This is a genomic window from Streptomyces sp. MZ04 (genome assembly GCF_004684775.1).
Taxonomy (GTDB): Bacteria; Actinomycetota; Actinomycetes; order Streptomycetales; family Streptomycetaceae; genus Streptomyces.
In genome coordinates this window covers 38,609-55,487 of the sequence record NZ_SRIC01000022.1, presented here as the reverse complement: position 1 = coordinate 55,487, position 16,879 = coordinate 38,609, and the positions used below count along the sequence as shown (strand labels likewise).

Sequence of the window (16,879 nt, the reverse complement as noted above, 5' to 3'; positions counted from 1 at the left end):
GGGAACCGGCAGATTAGGCGTCGGGGTTGGGGGGCTCATCGTTCAGGCGCCTCTTCTGCGGCCAGCTGGTGGTGCCCTCCGCGTGGCGTCCTTCGTGTCCGGCAGGGAGCTTGCAGCGTTCGGTCCCTAGGCTGTTGGGTGCGTCGCCCACGGCGTTGCAACGTTCGGCGTCGACGCGGTCGGCGATCTTCCGCGCCCACTCGCGGCTGTAGGGCGTGTGCTTGGCGATCGTCATGAGTGGGACGCCAGCAGCGCGCGCGTCGGCGATCAGCTCTTCGAGGGTGGCCCTGGCCTTCTCGTGGGCGGTGGTTGCTCGGTCGAGCTTGCGGAGCCAGGTGGTCTCGGTCTGCGGGTCGGGGCGCGGCGTCATGTCCCAGATGGTCTCACGTGCGGCTGCCAAGTCGGTAGGCAGCTTGCTGCCAACTGAGTGTGCACCGATTCGAGGATTCGTCATGCCAACTATGTTGCACCTTCGCGGCTTGCTGTGTCACTATTGAAGTGCCAAGAAAGTTGGCACTCAGTCCAGTAGGGGAGACGGCAATGGACGCCATCGTCATCAATCAGTCGAAGATCCGCATCGCTCAGGAACTGGTCGCTAAGGGCGCCCCTCCCTTCCCGCGCCCCCTCGCCTGGTGGCAGCGAACTGTTCCCGTCTGGGTCGACGCCGCCGAGGCCGAAGACGGTCGCATCGTCCTCACCCCGAACGGCAAGTTCGCAGACGGCCGCCAGGAGGAGCTGACTCGGGTCGGCGTGCGGCGCGACCTCAAGGCCATCAAGCGGTACCTCGACCGTCACTACGCCCTGGACTTCTCCGACGCCATCGAGAACGCCTGATCCACCCCAGGGCCCGGCCCACCGGCCGGGCCCGCCGATCCGCCGCACATCCGCACCCAGGGGGAAACCATCATGCACTTCCTGTCCGAGGTCATCAACACGGTGTGGGGTGACCACCACACCGAGGCGATCATCGCCGCCGTCGTGGTCGCCGTAACCGTCGGCCTGCGCGAGCTGTTCAAGCCCGGCAGTTGAAAACCCCGCCCGTATCCGGACCGCCGTGCAAGGAGAACCGCCGTGACATCCACCGAGCTCGCCGAGGCCATCCGTGCCGCGATAGCCGACCACGGCCGCTTCGAGCGCTACATCCACGAGGTCAAAGTCAGCGCCCGCCGGAAGACGTTCGGCCTGTCCATGCAGCCCGGCGACCCCGGAATCACCCTGCACGTACCCGCAGGCGCCCGCCCCGCCGACGCCGTCACCCTGCTCGTGAAGAACTCCCACCGACTCGGCTCCATGCTCGTCAAAGCCCGCAAGCGCACCCCCGACCACCCAGTGAAGGAGCTGCTCAACGGGGAGGGATACCTATGGCTCGGCAAGTCCGCCCGGCTCCGCATCGTCGACAGTGCCCCCGCCCCCGTGGAGCGCATCCACGACGGGTACGAGTGGACGCAACTGGACCGTGCCGTCATCTCACAGGGCGCCAAGCCGCTCATCGACTGGTACATCCGCGAAGGCACCGTCTGGCTGAACCAGTGGCTCCAAGCACCCTCCCTGTGGCAGCGAATGGCAGGCGACCAGCCGATGCCCACAGTCTGCGCAGCCGATATCGGGCGGAAGCGGTGGGGCGTGCACGACGGGCACACGAACAACATCCGCATCGCCTGGCAGACGTTTCAGCTCACGCCCTCCCTGGTCCGTCACGTCCTGGTCCACGAGCTCACCCACGCCGTCGTCCCGCATGGGGCGCCACACGGACCGGAGTTCTGGCGGGCATTCGAACGGGCCCGGATCGGCGCCCGCGAGGAAGCCCGCCACCTGGACGAGCTGGGGCGCTCCCTGTGGATGGGCGACGTGAAGCTGGGGGCCCGGTGATGGCCCTCATCGACGACATCGAGTTCTACGGCCGTGCCGTCGACGCCGGGGAACTGTCCCGCGACCAGGCGGCCGAGCTCCTCGCCCGTGACAGTGACGGCTTCTTCACCGTGCGGGCCGCAGCCTCCTGGATCGACAGCTGGCAGGGCACCCGCGAACGTTTCGAGCGGCTCCACTGCGACCTTGACGACGCCATCCGGGCGCTCGAAAACGGGCGGCCCATCCCCGAACACATCGAAGCACGCTGGCGGGAAGACAACCGGCGTCGGGCCCGCGAGAGCGCACTCCGCATGATCCGCCGCCCTCTGCGTCGCGAGCCGCCCCCCGAGTGGGAGGAAACCCCCGCCGAAGCCGCCCGCTACGACGACCGCTACTGGGAAGACCGCTACGACCGAGACGAGGACTGAACATGATGCTGAAACTGTGGCAACTCCTCGCGGGGAAGAGCCCGAACCCCGCGGTGAGGAAGGGCCCGAACTGCGACCGGTGCGGCAAACCCACCATGAAGCCGTTCCTCTACAACATGCCGCGCACACCCTGGCGTTGCGAACCCTGCGAAGCCGAGGTGACAGACGTCGTCCTCCGCATGGCCTGCGGACGAGTGGATGCAGGGCTGGAAGAGGCCTTCCGGCGCCTCGGGACCCCCGACGCCAGCGGCCGAAACCAGGACTCGTGACCGCCCGCCACCTGTCCGCCTCCGCGGCCCGTACCGTCATCGACGCCGCCGTACTGGAGAAAGCCCCCGACTGGCCAGACACCCGCGGCTGGCAGGTCGTGTCCGCCGGGCAGCTGCTCGTCGTCATCGAACCCGCCTGGCGCGGCGGCACCCGCAACGGCTGGCGATACTGGGTCGACGGCAGCAGCACCTGGTGCAGACGGCCCGAACCCAGCCGGGAGAAGGCCGCCGTGGCCGGACTCGGGGCGTGGCAGCGGCGGGTGACGGCGCCGCGGTCGTAGATGCGCCATCGGCCCACGCCGTCAACCCCGTGATGCACAATTGGCGCATCCGTCACCCTGCTTCCCGCACCACCCGAGGAGCCTGCCGTGCACGATCACCCCCCCGACCTCACCGAATACGAGTGGCCGGTCTGCGTGACTCCCGGCTGCGGACGGCAGCTTTGGGTCAGCGAATCAGGCCGATGGGCTTGCAGGCCCTGCGAAGACAAGACGGCCACTCGCCTCACCGAACTCCCCGCCCTGTTCCGGCAGCTGGACACGACGGCCGCGCTGATGCGGGGCGCCCGGCGAATAGGCGGCGGCGGATCCGGGACGAAGAACCCGCCGATCCCGCCCCGGCTAGAAGTCCTCGACCTCGTCGCGCCCGGCGGAGGTGTCGCCGCCCGGCTGCGAGCGATAGAGGACTCGTGGCGGACCGCCCTCGACTGGGAGATCGCACCGGACAGTGACGGCAACAGGATCTTCGCGTCGTGGCGCATCAACCCTGCCGAGGCCGTGAAGCGGCACACGAAGTTCCTCGCCGACAACCTGCTTTGGGCATGTGGCGGTTACGAATCGGTCGGTCATGACGTTGAGACGATCCGCAAGCTCCACGCCGAATGCACGGCGATCGTCAACGACGAACGGAAGCCCGGCCGCGTCAAGATCGGCCTGTGCCCAGTCCAACTCGACGACGGGCTATGCCGGGAGCAGCTCACCGCATCCGCCGCCTCCCACCGCGTCCGCTGCAGCGGCTGCGGCAGCGGGTGGGAGACCCTGGGGGAATGGCGGCAACTCCGGGCCGCACAAGAGGCAGTACTCGCCGAAGCGGCAGGAGTAGCGGCATGACAGACGACATCACCCTCGCGCTCACCTTCAAGCGCTACGCGCAGCGGTTCGCCGTGGACGAGGAACTGTTCCTTGACATGGACGTCTCCGTGCAGCGCGAGTTCATCAGTGATCAGCTCCTGTTCCAGCTGAAGACGAAGATCCTCTCCGACGACCTGCCGCCCGAGCAGTTCGCAGCCCGGCACTACGTCACCTACGAAGTCCCCACCTCGACGTGGCAGATGTGGAAGAAGCGGCACGCCCGCCGCTGGTATGCCCGCAGGCTCGTCGCGCGCTGGCCTGTCCGCTACGGCCCGGACGCGGACGGGCGCGGCAGGGACGCGGTCTGCACCTTCGACCTGGAGCGGTTCCGGATCTATCCACGCTCGCGGCTCCAACTGCCGCGCGACCAGTTCGGCGTCGCGGTCCTGGCCCACGGGATCCGCGATCTTCGATGGGAAGAGGAGACCGAGGCGTGAACCAATCCGAAGGCACCCGATGAGCGAGATCGCCGACTTCCTGCGGGCCCGGTACGCGGAACGGCGGGCGCTCGCCGTGGCGGCCTGCCAAGGCGGCCACGGGCGGTGGCATCAGGACGACGCCGAACGATATCCGGGCCGCATCGAAGACGAGCGCGGCCGAGCGGTCGTGTACGACGAAGGCTCCCCGTCAGAGGAGCAGGCCGCCCACATCGCCACCAACGACCCGGCCGACGTCATCGCCGACGGCGACGCCAAGCTTGCCATCGTCGACGAGCATCCGTCCGCGACCGGATGGGACGGCGACAACAACGACGGCAAGGTGTGCAGGACGCGCGGGGAGATCAATCACGACGGCGAACTGACCGGTAACCCCTACCCCTGCCGCACCCTCCGCATCCTCGCCCGACCCTTCGCCGGGCATCCTGATCACCGAGGCGAGGAGTGGGCGCCGTGAGCATCTGGGTCGCGCCGCTCGCCGCACTCGGCATCATCGCCACCTTCCTCACCATCGGCGCCGTCGCCATCTACTGCGTCGATCAGATCTTCAACCAGGACGCGAAGCACCGGTGCCCCACCTGCGGGCGGCCAACTCACCGCGACTACAGCCACGTTGCTGCCGACGCCGACACCGACCGAATGGGCAAGCTGCTTGACGAAAAATCGCCCATCTGTAATCGTGATCCTTGATCGTGGCACACGAGTCACATCACGCCCCTGGAGCCCCCGCCGTGAACACACCGGTGGGGGCCTTTGCGTACCTCGGGGAGGTGCCGTGGTCACCTACCCCAACCCGGACGGGCTGGAAATCCACTTCGCCCAAGTCGCAGGCAACCGCGACATCGGCGACCTCTGGGAAGCAGCCCGCGAAGCCGAAGTAAAACCCGGCACCATCCGCGTCTGGGTCACCCGAGGAAAGATCGAACCCATCCTCGACGGCGAAGCAGGCCAGTACTTCCACCTCCCCACCATCCGGCGAGCAGCGGCAGGCGGAGCCAAGTACACGCCCACCGACCCCGCCGCCAACAGCCGCGGCCCACACACCCACGCCGCCTGAAGGCTCCTGCGCACGGTGGTCGCGCAGGACGGGCCTTGCAGTGCCTCCAGCGCTCGGCCCACCCCTGTCCGCCCGGCCGTGGGGGCCGGGCGGACACCCCCTCCGACTCGGGGCCGCTACCCACCCGGCAGGGCCCCGACGTCCCGCTGTCCGATCGGGCCCCCGCCGCGGGCAGCGGGACACCCCAACACACGTCAGGGGAGGTGCCATGCGTCGACGCCTCCTCGTCACTGCTCTCCTCGTTGTGGGTCTCCTCGTCTGGAGCATCACGGCGCCGCCGGCCGATGGGGCGACACCGTCCTGGCGCCTCAAGTTCGCCGACGCGTTCAACACCCCGGTGGCCAAGGGGAAGTTAAGCGACTGCAACCACAACCCGGACACCCTGCGCGCGTACTGCGACGGTCTGTCGGGGGCGGTGCGGGCGAACTGGTGGGCGTACCCGAAGGGCTGGCCTGACACCGCGACCCAACGCTCGTATCCGGTCGGCGGCTTCTACGATCCGGCATCCACGGTGTGGATCTCGGGCGGGCAGATGCACATCCGGATGTGGCGCGCCGCCAGCGGGCCCGTCCACTCGGCGGCCGTCGTACCGAAGAAGCTGATGGGCCAGAAGTACGGGCGGTATGAGGAACGCTGGCGGGTCTCCAAGGCGGCGGCCGGTTACAAGAGCGCGCACCTGCTGTGGCCCGTGAGCAATGACGCCTGCCCCAACTGTGAGATCGACTTCCCCGAGGGCAACTGGACAGGCGGCGTCTACGGGTTCGCCCACCACCTCAACAGCCTCGGCGGCGACCAAGACGCCTACGACGCACACACCACCTGGACTGCCTGGCACACCACGGTCATTGAGTGGAAGCCCGGCCGCGTCACCTTCGCCATCGACGGACGCACCGTCGGGCGCAGCACCACGGCTGTCCCCAACACGGCGATGTCGTGGGACATCCAGAACGAGACCGCCCTCGAGGGGCGCGCCCCTGCGCCGCATACGAGCGCACAGATGGACATCGCTTATGTCAAAGGCTGGACCTGGGGCTGACCCTCGGAAGGAAGATCCATGGCCAACATCACCTTCAACATCGCCCTGGCGAAGATCAAGTACTATGCGGAACTCCCCGCCACCAACGACGCGTTGATCGCCGTCCCCATCGAAACCAGCGGCATCGTCTCCGACGCCACCATGCGCGACTACGACGACCTCCAAGCCCTCCTCGCCGGCGCGAGCAACGAACAGACCACGCTCGGTAGGAAGACTCTGACCGGCGTCACCGTGACGGTCGACGACACCAACGATCGCGTCGCCGTCGACTGCGCGGACATCACTTGGACGGCCACCGCCGGGAACCCGATCTCCGCAGTCGTCATCTGCTACGACCCGGACACCACCGGCGGTACGGACTCCGACTTGGTCCCGCTCACCAAGCATGACGTCACGATGACCCCAGACAGCACGGACTTCACGCTGACCATCAATGACTTCTTCCGCGCCACCTCATCGGCCTGACCGGGATCTGAGCGGGAGGTGATCGCATGGCCCGCTACAGCGTCGCCTCTGCCGCGACCAAAGCCTCGGCGAACGCCACCGACAAGGCCATGTGGAACCTCAAGGCGGGCTCGGCGAAGAGCCTGGCCGTGTACGAGGTCGGGGTGTTCCTCGAGTCCGGCACCGCTGCCGCGATCGGGTTCGCGCTCTTTCGGATGAACGCGGTCGGCACGGGTGCTATCACCTCGGACACTCCGGCCGCCGAGGACCCGGTGCTCGGGGCGACCGGCGCAGTGCTGGAGAAGACGTGGGCGACGGCCGACCCGACCGTCACGGGCCTCGCGTTCCGGCGCGGTACCACCCCGGCGACCCTGGGCACGGGGTTCATCTGGACGTTCCCCGACCCGGGCCTGGTCATCGCGGCGGCGGGCGGCATGGTCATCACCGCGACCGCGGCAGCGACTACAGCGAACTTGCGCTGCTACGCCGCCTACGACGAGCGGTGACCTGTGGCTGGGGGCCGTGCGCAGACCAGCGGCGCCGTCACCGTGCAGGGCACGCCGCGGGCCGGGATGCGCTCCCAGATCGTCACCCCGCAGCCGTCGCAGAAGGGGCCCGGCTGGGCGCGTCCGCTTGACCCGCGCCGAGCGCCGAGGACTGTCGGCGCGGACATTGCCGCCGTCGGCCTCGCTCTCGCCAGCCTCGTCGATGACTTCGCCGACAACACGGTCAACGCTGCGCTGTGGCAGAACTCGTTCGGCACGTACAGCGAGACGGGCGGTCGGGCCCGCGTCACCTGCGACACCGGCTACAACGCGTACTCAAGCGCGAAAACGTACACGCTCGCGGGCAGCTCGGCGTTCGTGCGGGTCTACCCGCCCGCCGCGGGCGGGGCGACCACAGAGGCGTGGGCGCAGGTCCTCGTGCTCAGCGGCACGGCGGGCACGGACGTGATGTTCGAGGTCAGCCCGCTGTCCGGCACCCTGACCATGGCCAACCGGGTCGGCTACTTCGACGCCACGGCCACTGTCATCCCGTATGACGCGACTGCCCACGCGTGGCTGCGTATCCGCGAGTCCGCAGGTACGACGTACTGGGACACGGCCCCGGACGGCGTCACCTGGACCAACCGCAAGAACATCGCCTCGTCGTGGGTGGGCCTCGGTAGCCTCGAGTTCCAGCTGATCGCCCACCGCTCCGACGGGACAGCGGACTTCGCCGAGTTCGACAACGTCAACATCACTCAGGGACAGATCGCCGCGCTCGGCGCCGCGAGTGAAACGGACGGCGCGCAGGCCCTGCCGCGCGCCAAGACCCGGGCGCTCGGCATCAGCGCAGAGACGGCCACCGCGCAGCCGATCGGCCGCACCAAGTCAACGGCGCTCGGAACAGCCAGCGAACCCGACGACTCGCAACCTCTCGGCCGAGCCAAGGCCAAGCTCCTGGGCATTGCTGCGGGGACTGACACCGCTCAAACCCTGGCCAGGACGAAGACCAAGCCGCTGGGCACCGCGAGCGAGACAGACGCCGCCCAGACGGCGGGGCGCCGCAAATCTCGCGCACTCAGCACCGCGGCAGATACGAACAGCGCGCAGAGCATCGGACGGGCGAAGACCGCCGTCCTGGGTCTGGCCTTCGAGGCTGGCATGGCGCAGGCCCTCGGTGAGATCAAGACACGGGTCATCGCCACTGCCTCAAGCAGCGAGACCGCTAAAGCACTCGGTCGCACGAAGACACGGCCGCTCGCTGCGGCACAGGAGACCAACGCCGGACAGAACCTGGCCGCAGTCAAGACTGTGCCGCTCTTGACCGCCGGCGAGGCCGGCACCGCGCAGCCGGTCGGGCATACGCGCACGCTCGGCGCCGGAACCGCAGAAGAGGCTGACAGCGCACGCGCGCTGGGACGTAGCCGCTCACTCACGCCCGCATTCGAGCAGGACGCCGCGCGAGCCCTCCAGGCGGGCAAGGCGCGCCCGGTCGACACCGCGACGTCCCTGGAGGACACGCAGGCACTCACAGCGGTCAAGGAGCGGGCCCTGGAGGCCGCGACTGCCAGCGAGGCCGCGCAGCCGCTCACACCCCACAAGGCGCTGCTGCTCGGCACCGCAGGCGAGACCGGCAGTGCGCTGCAACTCGCCACGCCGGGACGGCTCACCGCAGCAGGCGAGACCAACACGGCACAGTACCTGGGGCGTTCCAAGACCCTTGCGCTCCCCGTGGCGACCGAGACCAACGACAGCCAGCCGCTCGGCCGACACAAGACCGCACCCCTGGCGCCAGCCATCGAGCAGGACCAGGCGCGCACCCTGCCCCCGGCTGGACGCGTCACCCCGGCAGGGGAGACCGATACAGCCCAGCCCCTTGGCCGAGCCAAGACGCTGGCGCTCACCGCAGCTGGTGAAGTCGCCGAAGCGCAGCAGGTCGCACGCACGAAGAGCCGCCTCATCGGCGTCGCGCAGGAGACCAGCGCAGCCCGCCCGCTCGGCGCAGCCCTCTTGCTCGGACCGGCCGAGACCATCGAGCAGGCCCAGCCCCTCGGCCAGCTCAAGCGGATCATCCTGACGCCCGCCGGAGAAACAGGAGTCGCGCAGGCCCTCCAGGCCCGCAAGACCCTCACCCTGACGACGGCAGGAGAGACCTGCACCGCGCTGACCATCCTCACCGGCCACGAGCCGCCAGAGGACGCCGACTACATCATCGGCGCCCCGTCCGGCGACTGGAGTACCGGACCGCCGAGCCTCGACTGGGACAGCCCGAACATTGGCGTGCCGCACGGCATCGGCTGGGAGGTGGGCGCCCCATGCACCTAGCCGCGACCAGCACCGCCTACGTGAAAGTGCAGGTCACACCGCCCACCGGGGTGGACATCACCAGCGCCCCGGTGAAGCTCGCGATCCTCCCGGCCTCGAACCGCGGGAACCCTGCGGCCGGTGACTGGAAGACCGCGGCATGGGTCGACGGATCGACCGCGCGGCTCCTCGTCGGACCTGACGGGGGCGCCCTCACCCTCGCGCATGGCGACTACCGCGTATGGATCACCTTCGACCCGCCCGGCGGCGAAAACATCGTCGAGCTGTCCGGGCACCTCGGCATCACTTAGCAAGGGAGGGCAGTAGGCATCGCCGACAACCTTTCGAATACGGCCGAGAACCGCGCTCTAGACTGGCTAATGGGGACTGCAACGACGGCCCCTACCTTGCCTTTGAAGGTCGCGATCGTCACCGCTAACGGCAGCGACAGCGCGGCCGGAACTGAGGCGACCGGTGGCAGCTACGTGCGCAAGACCCTCACCGTCGGCGCCGCAGCATCCGGGGCTACTTCCAACAGCGCTGACCTCGTGTGGACCGGTATGCCCGCCGGAACCTTCGTCGGGACTGAGATCTGGGACAGCGCAGGCACCCCAGTCCGCCTCTGGTACGGGCCGCTCGCCGCGAGCCGGACGCTGCTTGCTGGTGATGAACTCAAGATCACCGCAGGCGCTCTGACGTTCGCGCTTTCGTGATCGCGGGGTGAGTCGTGGCCCTGCTCTCCACCCTCGTCGACAACTTCAACGACAACATCATCGGACCCGACTGGGGCAACTCTTACGGCGGCGTGACCGAGACCAGTGGCCGGGCTCGCCTGCCGTGCGTGGCAGGCACCTACGCCGGCTACCAGACCGCCAAGGTGTGGACGCTCGCCGGGAGTTCGGTCTATCTGCAGGTGCCGGTCGCTCCAACAGTCAACGGCGGTAGCCCTGAAGTGCAGGTCGTGTTCAGCATCATCACCTCGACGGCTGGCACGAACCTGGCCTTCAACATCAACACGGCGGCGGGGACGATCCGCTGCGAATCCAATGTCGCCTACTTCGACGGCGCGGCCGTGTCCCTCACCTACTCGGCAGTCACGCACCTGTGGCTACGGATCCGTGAGACCGGCGGGAACGTGCTGTGGGACACCTCCACAGACGGCTCGGCTTGGACGAACCGCCGGACTCTAGCGACCCCGGCGTGGGTGACTGCCGCGATCGATACATGCGCACTCGACCTGTGGAGTTTCCGCACCAACGGCACCACCAACTACGCCGAGATCGACAACGTCAACACGCCGGCAAGCTCGGCCAGCACCTACTTCGGCTCCGCCGCACTCACCGCCGACGGCACCCAGACCGCAGCAGCGACCCGCTCCATCGTCGTCGCCGCCGACCTGACAGCAGACACCAGCCTCGACGCCAGCAGCGTGCAGACGGCAGGAGCATCCGCCGACCTCGCCGGAAGCAGCGAACTCGGCGCTCGCACCGACGCCGCCGACACCGACGACATCACCATCCAGCTCAGCGAACCCCGCGGGGGATGGACGGTGAGCCAGCCGTGGATCTAGCCGCCATCAGCACCGAGTTCGTCAAGGTCACCGTCGTGGCAAGGTCGGGCGGAACCACGATCCAGCTGGCCGTACCACCCCAGTTCGCGTTCCTTCTCACCGACACCAGCCCCGTCACCGAGGACTGGCTGACCGGCGAATGGATCGCCCCGCACGGCCGGATCCTCATCGGCCCCAACGGCGGTGCGGTCACGCTGATCGAAGGCGAATACACGGTGTGGATCAAATTTGCGGGCGGCTCCGAAACCCCCGTCTACCGCACCGGAACGCTCAAGGTCTACTGAAAGGGCCCGCGCCATGGCCAACGACCTGCTCGTCATCATCCCGACCCGCGGCAGGCCACAGGCTGTGCCGGAGATCGTGCAAGCCTGGGACGACACCGGCGCCACCGCCGATCTGCTGTTCGCTGTCGACACGGATGATCCGGAGCTGGCCGCGTACAAGAAGAACGCCGCCGAGTACAAGGGCGACGAGCGCGTGCGGTTCACGTTCGGCAAGCGGCGGCGGCTCGTCGGCACGCTCAACCAGCAGGCCGTGAAGGCCGCCAAGAGCTACCGGTTCCTCGCCTTCATGGGCGACGATCACCGGCCCCGTCCGGCCGCAATGCCGTGGGATGCACGGATCCGTGAGTGCCTGTCCGGCGGGCCCGGCATCGTCTACGGCAACGACCTCCTCCAGGGTGAGGCGATGGCGACCGCCGTGGCGATGACCTCGGACATCGTCGAGACGCTCGGCTACATGGCGCCTCCGGCCCTGGTGCATCTCTGTGTCGATCTTTGTTGGGTCGAGTGGGGTCGCGGCATGGGCCGCATCACGTACCTCGACGACATGGTCATCGAGCATCTGCACCCGGCCGCTCAGAAGGCGCCCATGGATGTGGGCTACGCCGAGGTCAACAGCCCTGAGCAGGTGAGCAGCGACTCGGCTGCCTACTACGAGTACCGCGACGGCGGCGGTCTCGACGCCGACCTCGCCAAGCTGCGGAAGCTCGTCGAGGAGAGCGCGTGAGGCAAGATTCGTGCCCCTTCTGCGAGATCGTCGCCGGACGCGCACCGGCCGACATCTTCCACGTGTGGGACGACGCGCTCGCGATAGTTCCGCTGAACCCTGTGGTTGCTGGACACCTGCTCGTCATCCCGAAGATCCACGTTGCTGACGTTGGGCAAGACCCCGAGATCAGCGCTGCGACTATGCGTCGAGCTGCCCAACTGGCCGCCAGCCAGTGGTGCAACATCATCACCTCGCGCGGGCGAGTAGCAACGCAGTCCGTGTTCCACCTGCACCTGCACCTCGTGCCGCGCGCCGAGAACGACGGGCTCGCGCTTCCTTGGTACTCCGGCCGAAGCAGCCGATCACACGAGGAGACAGCGTGACCGCCGCTGACGTCATCACCGCATGGGACGCCGCCGACCCGGCCGCGATCCACCCCACGCGCCGTGTCTCGGAGTGGGCGTACTGGGAGTCCGGCAAGGTGCAGGCCGGCATGCTCGCCAGCGTGATCCCCGACGGGGCGAAGGTGCTCGACTTCGGCTGCGGTGACGGACGCGTCGCCATCCCGCTCGCCGCCCTCGGCTACGAGGTGACGGCCGTCGACAGCTCGCAGCGGATGCTCGACCGGCTCACCGACCGCGCGCCCGACCTCGCCACCGTGCAGGCGACTGCCGACGGCCTCGCCGCCCATCTCGGCCGCCGCCGCATGGACGCCGTCTACAGCCTGGCCGTCCTCATCCACCACAGCTACGCGGACTGCCTGCACATCATCGGCAGGCTGCGGGCCGCGACCAAGCTCGGCGGGATCATCGTCCTCGACTGGCCCGTCTCTGAGACGCCCGAAGAGGCCGACTCGTGGATCGGCGTCACCACCTGGTCCCGCGAGCGGCAGGCCGAAGCCTGCGCGGGAATCGGCCTGGAGCCCGTCGACAGCGAACTGCCGTGGGGCGTCTACCGGGCCGTGAAGCCGTGATCTCCGACAAGTGCACCTGCCATCACGAGATCGCCGAGCACCGGTCCGGTCCATGCGCGGGTCGGGACGGATACGGACTGCCCTGTGAGTGCCCGAGCTTCGAGCCGTGCCCCTGCGGAGCCGTCGACGACGAGGAGGGCTGATGCGCGTCCTGCTGACCGGGGCGTCCGGGTTCGTTGGCCGTCACCTGCATCGTGCGCTCCTCGACCGCGGCGACATTGTCCTCGGCGTCGACCTCAACGCCACCCTGCTCGCCCGCAGTGGTGACACCCTCGACTTCTTCCGCACCGACGACCGCCGCTGGGACCTCGCCATCCACGCTGCGGCGATCGTCGGAGGGCGGGCCAGCATCGACGGCAGCCCGCTCGGCGTCGCCACCAACCTCGCCCTCGATACCTGGTACTTCCGGTGGCTGATCCGCAACCAGATCCCGCGCGCCGTGTACTACAGCAGCAGCGCCGCCTATCCGGTCGCACTCCAACAGCCCGGCGACATCCACCGCCTCATCGAGACCGACATCGACCTCGCCAACCCCCGCACACCCGACGCGACTTACGGCCTGGCCAAGCTCACAGGCGAGCAGCTCGTCCCCATCGTCGAAGCCCACGGCACCCGCATGCACGTCCTTCGGCCGTTCAGTGGCTACGGCAGCGACCAGGACGAGGCGTATCCGTTCCCCGCGTTCATCCAACGCGCACTGTGCCGACAAGACCCCTTCGAAGTCTGGGGAGCAGGCGACTCCACACGCGACTGGATCCACGTCACCGACATCGTCGGCGCCACCCTCGCCGCCATTGACCAAGACGTCCCCGGTCCCGTCAACCTCGGCTGGGGCCGGCCGACCTCGTTCGATGAACTCGCCGGCTTCGTCACTCAAGCCGCCGGCTACAGCCCCGTCATCAAGTACCGCGTTGACGCACCCCAAGGCGTGCACCACAGGGTGTGCGACCCCAAAAGGATGCTCGCCTTCTACGACCCCAAGATCACCCTCGAAGAGGGCATACGCCAGGCGCTGACAGCGTAACGGGGCAGATCTACCGCTTCGAGATTCCAGTCGACGACCTGTGGCACGAAGCCGGCGGCTGCAGCACGCCACTGCACGGCGACTGCCGAGACCCGCAGATCGTCGAGTTCTGGGCCTGGCGCCGCGACGACTTCCCCGCCCGCCGGTACCGCATCTACGGCACCGGCCAGCCCATCCCCGACGGCAGCCACTACCGAGGCACCGCCATTGCACCCGGCGGACAACTCGTATGGCACCTCATCGAAATGCCCTAACCCCGCGGAAGGCATACGCCATGCCTGCACCCGACTACGCCCTGATCGACCGACTCGAACGGGAACTCGGCATCGGCCAGCCCGAGCCGGAGCGCCCCATACGATCCGGACGCACGGTGTGCCTCATCAAGGACTGCGACGGCGACACCACTGAGCTCCGTACCTGGCAGGGCTTGCTGATCATGCGCGTCCACGACCACTAAACCCACTGAAGGCTCGAGCTGTGGATCTCCACGCCTGGATCACCCAGCAAGTTGACGCTCGTGAAGCTCTCGCGCGCGAGGCCGAAGTCGACCTCTGGGAAGTCGCACAGGGAGGTTGTGGCGCAGCTGCCACCACCCTGCGCCGCTGCGAGGCGGACCGCCGCATCCTCGCCCGCCACACGCTGGACCCTGACGTCACCTACGAGCCCGCCTGCAAAGGCTGCGGCACCTACGGCGACATGGGCCTGTCGAACGTAGACAACCTCAACGACTGCCCCGAACTCCTCAACCTCGCACACGCACTTGGGCTGACGGAAGAGATCCTCGCCGGGCTCGACCGACCGCAGCCACCCGAATCGAAGCGCCGCGACGGAGCCCTCGGGCTGGCCGACATTCTCGCTACCCCGCCCATCACCACCAGCGACGTACCCGAAGAGCTACGCGGGCCCCGCTGGAAGCCGTAACTACCAGCTCGTCACGCGTGGACGCGAGCCGTGGAGCTCGTGCTGCGACCACACGGTGATGTTCTCGAAGCCGCGCTCCTGCAACCGCTGCTCCAGATCAACGGGGCGGCCATAGTTCCAGGCGAACCAGATCACGGCGCCGCCCCCCGGCTTGCTGCCGCCCTGCAACGGGTGATCGCCGTCTCCGCTGTTCGAGATCACTGGCAGGTGTGCTGCCGCGTCCGGGTTCACGGCGGTCTCTCGGATCACCTCGGCCACGGCCTCCGCAACCTTCGGGGCGACCTCCTCGGCTGCCCCGTCCCCGCTGTCGCCGACCACCACGAACACGCTCGTCACACTGCTCATTCAGCAACCGTACCGAAACCCCACACAGGAGCCCGCGCCATGGCCCGCTACCGCAAGAAGCCCGTCGAGATCGAAGCACGCCAGCTCGACGGCACTGTTGAATCAGCGAATCGCATCCTCGGATGGATCGGCACCAACGGCGGCGACGCGAAGCGAGCGCACACCACAAAGCCGCAACTCGGCCTCGTCATCCACACGCTCGAAGGCAACATGCGCGCCGAGCCGGGCGACTGGATCATCAAGGGCGTCGCAGGCGAGTTCCACCCCTGCCGCGACGACATCTTCCGCGCCACCTACGAGGCGGTGGACGCCTGATGGCCGCCGTACCCAGCTACCGCGAACTCGCCCAGCGCACCCTCGGGCAAGCCGCGCAGCACCTCAACGCGATGCCCTCAGGGAACGTGGCCAGCGCCGAGATCAAAGCCCGCGCCGCCCACGGACAAGCCGTCGCAACCGTCGCCATCGCCCAAGCCCTCCTAGAGATCGGCGACGTCCTCCGCGAAAATCTGAAGCGAGGCGACGCCTGATGGCCCGCATCCAGATCCTCGAACTCCCCGAAGGCAGCAGCGACGACCGACCGCCGTTCGTCCTCGTCGTTGACGAGACCGCCCCACAGCGGTACATCCTCGGCGCCGACACCACGTGGCGCGACCACTGGCAGGACATCGCCGACAAGATCGGTGCACGCGGCGTCATCGTCACACCCGACACCGTCGACATCCCCGCCAACGACGTACCCGTCGACGAGAACGGCCACCCGCTGTTCCTTAAGGTCCACATCGAGGGCGAGTTCGAGAAGTTCCGCCAGCAAGTCCAGGACGAGACCCGCAAGGCGCAAGCCGACATCGCGCGGGCCTTGCGAGAGGGCAGGAATCTTCCCAATTCCAGGGAATCCACTGGCCGCCCAACGCACGCCGACGGCACGCCGTACAACTACAGCGAGATCGTCGCAGGCGGCTGGGAACACTGCGACGGCTGCCGAACCTGGGGCCAGTGGACTCCCGAGGAACCGCACGAGTGCCCCGAGACCTACATCAAGGGGCCCGTCGCTACCGGACACAGCCCCGAGGAGTAGACGATGCTTCGAGGCGCAGACATCGAGATCATCGAACGCCGCATCAACCCAGAAGACCGAAGCGGCTTCCTCGTCCCCAACGCCGTCCGCATCAACGGAACCGAAGTCGCCATCCCCGACGGGGCATGCATCAAGGCCCACGACATCACCGACCAGAACTGCGTCACCGTCACGATCACCCTCTTCGCCAGCAGTGTCACCATCCGGACGGAGGCACCGTCATGAGCGGCGGCTGGCGCGGCAGCACAAGGAAGAGCCGACTCCCGGCGAACTGGGCCAGCGAGATCCGCCCGGCAGCGCACGCCCGCAGCCCCGAACACGTCTGCCACCTCTGCGGACAACCCGGCGGCGACTACCTCGACCACAAGAATCCCGGCGACGACCACAGCCTCGACAACCTCGACTGGGCCCACGACCGCGTCCCCCCACACTGCCACCGGTACAAAAGCAGTGCAGAAGGTCACGCATCCAAAGCCGCCAACCCGAGGCCCGGACGCAATCGCCCGGCAGAGGCCCACCCCGGACTCCTGTGAGGCGGTGACC

The 16,879-nt window shown here is 68.2% G+C and carries 32 protein-coding genes; 30 read left to right on the top strand and 2 right to left on the bottom strand.

Annotation, left to right across the window (positions count from 1 at the left end):
• Nucleotides 1-13: 13 nt before the first annotated feature.
• Nucleotides 14-400 (bottom strand): hypothetical protein, encoded by a 387-nt coding sequence (locus tag E2651_RS43825; protein ID WP_167828730.1) that lies wholly within the window; start codon nucleotides 398-400, stop codon nucleotides 14-16.
• Nucleotides 401-540: 140 nt separating this feature from the next.
• Here E2651_RS43825 and E2651_RS08045 point away from each other — a divergent pair, with 140 nt between their 5' ends.
• The 25 genes from E2651_RS08045 to E2651_RS07930 all read left to right on the top strand — a co-directional run bounded on the left by E2651_RS08045 (nucleotide 541) and on the right by E2651_RS07930 (nucleotide 14,916).
• A complete protein-coding gene (locus E2651_RS08045; protein ID WP_135330331.1) occupies nucleotides 541-834 on the top strand; it encodes a hypothetical protein in 294 nt (97 codons plus the stop codon).
• A 72-nt stretch (nucleotides 835-906) separates the two neighbouring features.
• Nucleotides 907-1,029: a hypothetical protein gene (locus E2651_RS45915; protein WP_280922773.1), complete on the top strand. Its 123-nt coding sequence runs from the start codon at nucleotides 907-909 to the stop codon at nucleotides 1,027-1,029.
• 42 nt (nucleotides 1,030-1,071) lie between these two features.
• The gene (locus E2651_RS08040; protein ID WP_135330330.1) at nucleotides 1,072-1,869 is read left to right on the top strand and encodes a YgjP-like metallopeptidase domain-containing protein; all 798 of its coding nucleotides are present in this window, start codon (nucleotides 1,072-1,074) and stop codon (nucleotides 1,867-1,869) included.
• Nucleotides 1,869-2,276 (top strand): hypothetical protein, encoded by a 408-nt coding sequence (locus E2651_RS08035; protein ID WP_135330329.1) that lies wholly within the window; start codon nucleotides 1,869-1,871, stop codon nucleotides 2,274-2,276. The genes E2651_RS08040 and E2651_RS08035 overlap by 1 nt, the downstream gene beginning before the upstream one ends.
• 2 nt (nucleotides 2,277-2,278) lie before the next feature.
• Nucleotides 2,279-2,545 (top strand): hypothetical protein, encoded by a 267-nt coding sequence (locus tag E2651_RS08030; protein ID WP_135330328.1) that lies wholly within the window; start codon nucleotides 2,279-2,281, stop codon nucleotides 2,543-2,545.
• The gene (locus E2651_RS08025) at nucleotides 2,542-2,826 is read left to right on the top strand and encodes a hypothetical protein (protein ID WP_135330327.1); all 285 of its coding nucleotides are present in this window, start codon (nucleotides 2,542-2,544) and stop codon (nucleotides 2,824-2,826) included. The genes E2651_RS08030 and E2651_RS08025 overlap by 4 nt, the downstream gene beginning before the upstream one ends.
• 87 nt (nucleotides 2,827-2,913) lie before the next feature.
• Entirely contained in the window at nucleotides 2,914-3,654 is a 741-nt protein-coding gene (locus tag E2651_RS08020; protein ID WP_135330326.1) for a hypothetical protein, read from the top strand.
• Nucleotides 3,651-4,112, top strand: a complete 462-nt coding sequence (locus tag E2651_RS08015) for a hypothetical protein (protein WP_135330325.1) — start codon at nucleotides 3,651-3,653, stop codon at nucleotides 4,110-4,112. Before E2651_RS08020 ends, E2651_RS08015 begins: the two co-directional genes overlap by 4 nt.
• A 19-nt stretch (nucleotides 4,113-4,131) precedes the next feature.
• Nucleotides 4,132-4,569: a DUF6221 family protein gene (locus E2651_RS08010; protein ID WP_135330324.1), complete on the top strand. Its 438-nt coding sequence runs from the start codon at nucleotides 4,132-4,134 to the stop codon at nucleotides 4,567-4,569.
• Nucleotides 4,566-4,802, top strand: coding sequence for a hypothetical protein (locus tag E2651_RS08005; RefSeq protein ID WP_135330323.1), 237 nt, complete (start codon nucleotides 4,566-4,568; stop codon nucleotides 4,800-4,802). The genes E2651_RS08010 and E2651_RS08005 overlap by 4 nt, the downstream gene beginning before the upstream one ends.
• An 85-nt stretch (nucleotides 4,803-4,887) precedes the next feature.
• Nucleotides 4,888-5,169: a hypothetical protein gene (locus E2651_RS08000; RefSeq protein WP_135330322.1), complete on the top strand. Its 282-nt coding sequence runs from the start codon at nucleotides 4,888-4,890 to the stop codon at nucleotides 5,167-5,169.
• Nucleotides 5,170-5,377: 208 nt separating this feature from the next.
• Nucleotides 5,378-6,205: a glycoside hydrolase family 16 protein gene (locus tag E2651_RS07995; protein WP_135330321.1), complete on the top strand. Its 828-nt coding sequence runs from the start codon at nucleotides 5,378-5,380 to the stop codon at nucleotides 6,203-6,205.
• 18 nt (nucleotides 6,206-6,223) lie between these two features.
• Nucleotides 6,224-6,670 (top strand): hypothetical protein, encoded by a 447-nt coding sequence (locus E2651_RS07990; RefSeq protein WP_135330320.1) that lies wholly within the window; start codon nucleotides 6,224-6,226, stop codon nucleotides 6,668-6,670.
• A 26-nt stretch (nucleotides 6,671-6,696) separates the two neighbouring features.
• Nucleotides 6,697-7,155 (top strand): hypothetical protein, encoded by a 459-nt coding sequence (locus E2651_RS07985; RefSeq protein WP_135330319.1) that lies wholly within the window; start codon nucleotides 6,697-6,699, stop codon nucleotides 7,153-7,155.
• Between the two features lie 3 nt (nucleotides 7,156-7,158).
• Complete coding sequence (locus E2651_RS07980) at nucleotides 7,159-9,459, top strand: hypothetical protein (RefSeq protein WP_135330318.1); 2,301 nt, start codon at nucleotides 7,159-7,161, stop codon at nucleotides 9,457-9,459.
• Nucleotides 9,450-9,749: a hypothetical protein gene (locus E2651_RS07975; RefSeq protein WP_135330317.1), complete on the top strand. Its 300-nt coding sequence runs from the start codon at nucleotides 9,450-9,452 to the stop codon at nucleotides 9,747-9,749. Before E2651_RS07980 ends, E2651_RS07975 begins: the two co-directional genes overlap by 10 nt.
• A gap of 102 nt (nucleotides 9,750-9,851) precedes the next feature.
• A complete protein-coding gene (locus E2651_RS07970) occupies nucleotides 9,852-10,151 on the top strand; it encodes a hypothetical protein (protein WP_135330316.1) in 300 nt (99 codons plus the stop codon).
• A 14-nt stretch (nucleotides 10,152-10,165) separates the two neighbouring features.
• On the top strand, nucleotides 10,166-11,008 hold the full coding sequence (locus E2651_RS07965; protein WP_135330315.1) for a hypothetical protein: 843 nt from the start codon (nucleotides 10,166-10,168) through the stop codon (nucleotides 11,006-11,008).
• Complete coding sequence (locus E2651_RS07960) at nucleotides 10,999-11,292, top strand: hypothetical protein (protein WP_135330314.1); 294 nt, start codon at nucleotides 10,999-11,001, stop codon at nucleotides 11,290-11,292. Before E2651_RS07965 ends, E2651_RS07960 begins: the two co-directional genes overlap by 10 nt.
• 13 nt (nucleotides 11,293-11,305) lie before the next feature.
• Entirely contained in the window at nucleotides 11,306-12,016 is a 711-nt protein-coding gene (locus E2651_RS07955; RefSeq protein WP_135330313.1) for a hypothetical protein, read from the top strand.
• A complete protein-coding gene (locus E2651_RS07950) occupies nucleotides 12,013-12,381 on the top strand; it encodes an HIT family protein (protein ID WP_135330312.1) in 369 nt (122 codons plus the stop codon). The genes E2651_RS07955 and E2651_RS07950 overlap by 4 nt, the downstream gene beginning before the upstream one ends.
• Nucleotides 12,378-12,971, top strand: a complete 594-nt coding sequence (locus E2651_RS07945) for a class I SAM-dependent methyltransferase (protein WP_135330311.1) — start codon at nucleotides 12,378-12,380, stop codon at nucleotides 12,969-12,971. The genes E2651_RS07950 and E2651_RS07945 overlap by 4 nt, the downstream gene beginning before the upstream one ends.
• 142 nt (nucleotides 12,972-13,113) lie before the next feature.
• The gene (locus tag E2651_RS07940; protein ID WP_135330310.1) at nucleotides 13,114-13,995 is read left to right on the top strand and encodes an NAD-dependent epimerase/dehydratase family protein; all 882 of its coding nucleotides are present in this window, start codon (nucleotides 13,114-13,116) and stop codon (nucleotides 13,993-13,995) included.
• Nucleotides 13,996-14,269: 274 nt separating this feature from the next.
• Nucleotides 14,270-14,452, top strand: coding sequence for a hypothetical protein (locus tag E2651_RS07935; protein WP_135330309.1), 183 nt, complete (start codon nucleotides 14,270-14,272; stop codon nucleotides 14,450-14,452).
• A 20-nt stretch (nucleotides 14,453-14,472) separates the two neighbouring features.
• Nucleotides 14,473-14,916 carry a hypothetical protein gene (locus tag E2651_RS07930; protein ID WP_135330308.1) on the top strand — a complete coding sequence of 148 codons (444 nt, stop codon included), beginning with the start codon at nucleotides 14,473-14,475 and terminating at the stop codon, nucleotides 14,914-14,916.
• On the opposite strand, the gene E2651_RS07925 is transcribed toward E2651_RS07930, so the two are convergent.
• Nucleotides 14,917-15,261 carry a hypothetical protein gene (locus E2651_RS07925; protein WP_135330307.1) on the bottom strand — a complete coding sequence of 115 codons (345 nt, stop codon included), beginning with the start codon at nucleotides 15,259-15,261 and terminating at the stop codon, nucleotides 14,917-14,919.
• 39 nt (nucleotides 15,262-15,300) lie between these two features.
• On the opposite strand from E2651_RS07925, the gene E2651_RS07920 reads away from it, so the two are divergent.
• From E2651_RS07920 to E2651_RS07900, 5 genes are read left to right on the top strand one after another with little or no spacing between them, the layout of a single operon-like run.
• Nucleotides 15,301-15,576, top strand: a complete 276-nt coding sequence (locus E2651_RS07920; RefSeq protein WP_135330306.1) for a hypothetical protein — start codon at nucleotides 15,301-15,303, stop codon at nucleotides 15,574-15,576.
• Nucleotides 15,576-15,788: a hypothetical protein gene (locus E2651_RS07915; protein ID WP_135330305.1), complete on the top strand. Its 213-nt coding sequence runs from the start codon at nucleotides 15,576-15,578 to the stop codon at nucleotides 15,786-15,788. The genes E2651_RS07920 and E2651_RS07915 overlap by 1 nt, the downstream gene beginning before the upstream one ends.
• A complete protein-coding gene (locus E2651_RS44600; RefSeq protein ID WP_209446089.1) occupies nucleotides 15,788-16,336 on the top strand; it encodes a hypothetical protein in 549 nt (182 codons plus the stop codon). The genes E2651_RS07915 and E2651_RS44600 overlap by 1 nt, the downstream gene beginning before the upstream one ends.
• Nucleotides 16,337-16,339: 3 nt before the next feature.
• Nucleotides 16,340-16,561, top strand: coding sequence for a hypothetical protein (locus tag E2651_RS07905; protein WP_135330304.1), 222 nt, complete (start codon nucleotides 16,340-16,342; stop codon nucleotides 16,559-16,561).
• The gene (locus E2651_RS07900; protein ID WP_135330303.1) at nucleotides 16,558-16,869 is read left to right on the top strand and encodes an HNH endonuclease; all 312 of its coding nucleotides are present in this window, start codon (nucleotides 16,558-16,560) and stop codon (nucleotides 16,867-16,869) included. Before E2651_RS07905 ends, E2651_RS07900 begins: the two co-directional genes overlap by 4 nt.
• Nucleotides 16,870-16,879: the final 10 nt, after the last annotated feature.

Coding starts and splice junctions, on each gene's coding strand:
- E2651_RS08045 (WP_135330331.1), top strand. CDS start 541: ATGGACGCCATCGTCATCAATCAGTCGAAGATCCGCATCGCTCAGGAA.
- E2651_RS45915 (WP_280922773.1), top strand. CDS start 907: ATGCACTTCCTGTCCGAGGTCATCAACACGGTGTGGGGTGACCACCAC.
- E2651_RS08035 (WP_135330329.1), top strand. CDS start 1,869: ATGGCCCTCATCGACGACATCGAGTTCTACGGCCGTGCCGTCGACGCC.
- E2651_RS08030 (WP_135330328.1), top strand. CDS start 2,279: ATGATGCTGAAACTGTGGCAACTCCTCGCGGGGAAGAGCCCGAACCCC.
- E2651_RS08015 (WP_135330325.1), top strand. CDS start 3,651: ATGACAGACGACATCACCCTCGCGCTCACCTTCAAGCGCTACGCGCAG.
- E2651_RS08010 (WP_135330324.1), top strand. CDS start 4,132: ATGAGCGAGATCGCCGACTTCCTGCGGGCCCGGTACGCGGAACGGCGG.
- E2651_RS07995 (WP_135330321.1), top strand. CDS start 5,378: ATGCGTCGACGCCTCCTCGTCACTGCTCTCCTCGTTGTGGGTCTCCTC.
- E2651_RS07990 (WP_135330320.1), top strand. CDS start 6,224: ATGGCCAACATCACCTTCAACATCGCCCTGGCGAAGATCAAGTACTAT.
- E2651_RS07985 (WP_135330319.1), top strand. CDS start 6,697: ATGGCCCGCTACAGCGTCGCCTCTGCCGCGACCAAAGCCTCGGCGAAC.
- E2651_RS07975 (WP_135330317.1), top strand. CDS start 9,450: ATGCACCTAGCCGCGACCAGCACCGCCTACGTGAAAGTGCAGGTCACA.
- E2651_RS07955 (WP_135330313.1), top strand. CDS start 11,306: ATGGCCAACGACCTGCTCGTCATCATCCCGACCCGCGGCAGGCCACAG.
- E2651_RS07940 (WP_135330310.1), top strand. CDS start 13,114: ATGCGCGTCCTGCTGACCGGGGCGTCCGGGTTCGTTGGCCGTCACCTG.
- E2651_RS07935 (WP_135330309.1), top strand. CDS start 14,270: ATGCCTGCACCCGACTACGCCCTGATCGACCGACTCGAACGGGAACTC.
- E2651_RS07925 (WP_135330307.1), bottom strand. CDS start 15,261: ATGAGCAGTGTGACGAGCGTGTTCGTGGTGGTCGGCGACAGCGGGGAC.
- E2651_RS07920 (WP_135330306.1), top strand. CDS start 15,301: ATGGCCCGCTACCGCAAGAAGCCCGTCGAGATCGAAGCACGCCAGCTC.
- E2651_RS07915 (WP_135330305.1), top strand. CDS start 15,576: ATGGCCGCCGTACCCAGCTACCGCGAACTCGCCCAGCGCACCCTCGGG.
- E2651_RS44600 (WP_209446089.1), top strand. CDS start 15,788: ATGGCCCGCATCCAGATCCTCGAACTCCCCGAAGGCAGCAGCGACGAC.
- E2651_RS07905 (WP_135330304.1), top strand. CDS start 16,340: ATGCTTCGAGGCGCAGACATCGAGATCATCGAACGCCGCATCAACCCA.
- E2651_RS07900 (WP_135330303.1), top strand. CDS start 16,558: ATGAGCGGCGGCTGGCGCGGCAGCACAAGGAAGAGCCGACTCCCGGCG.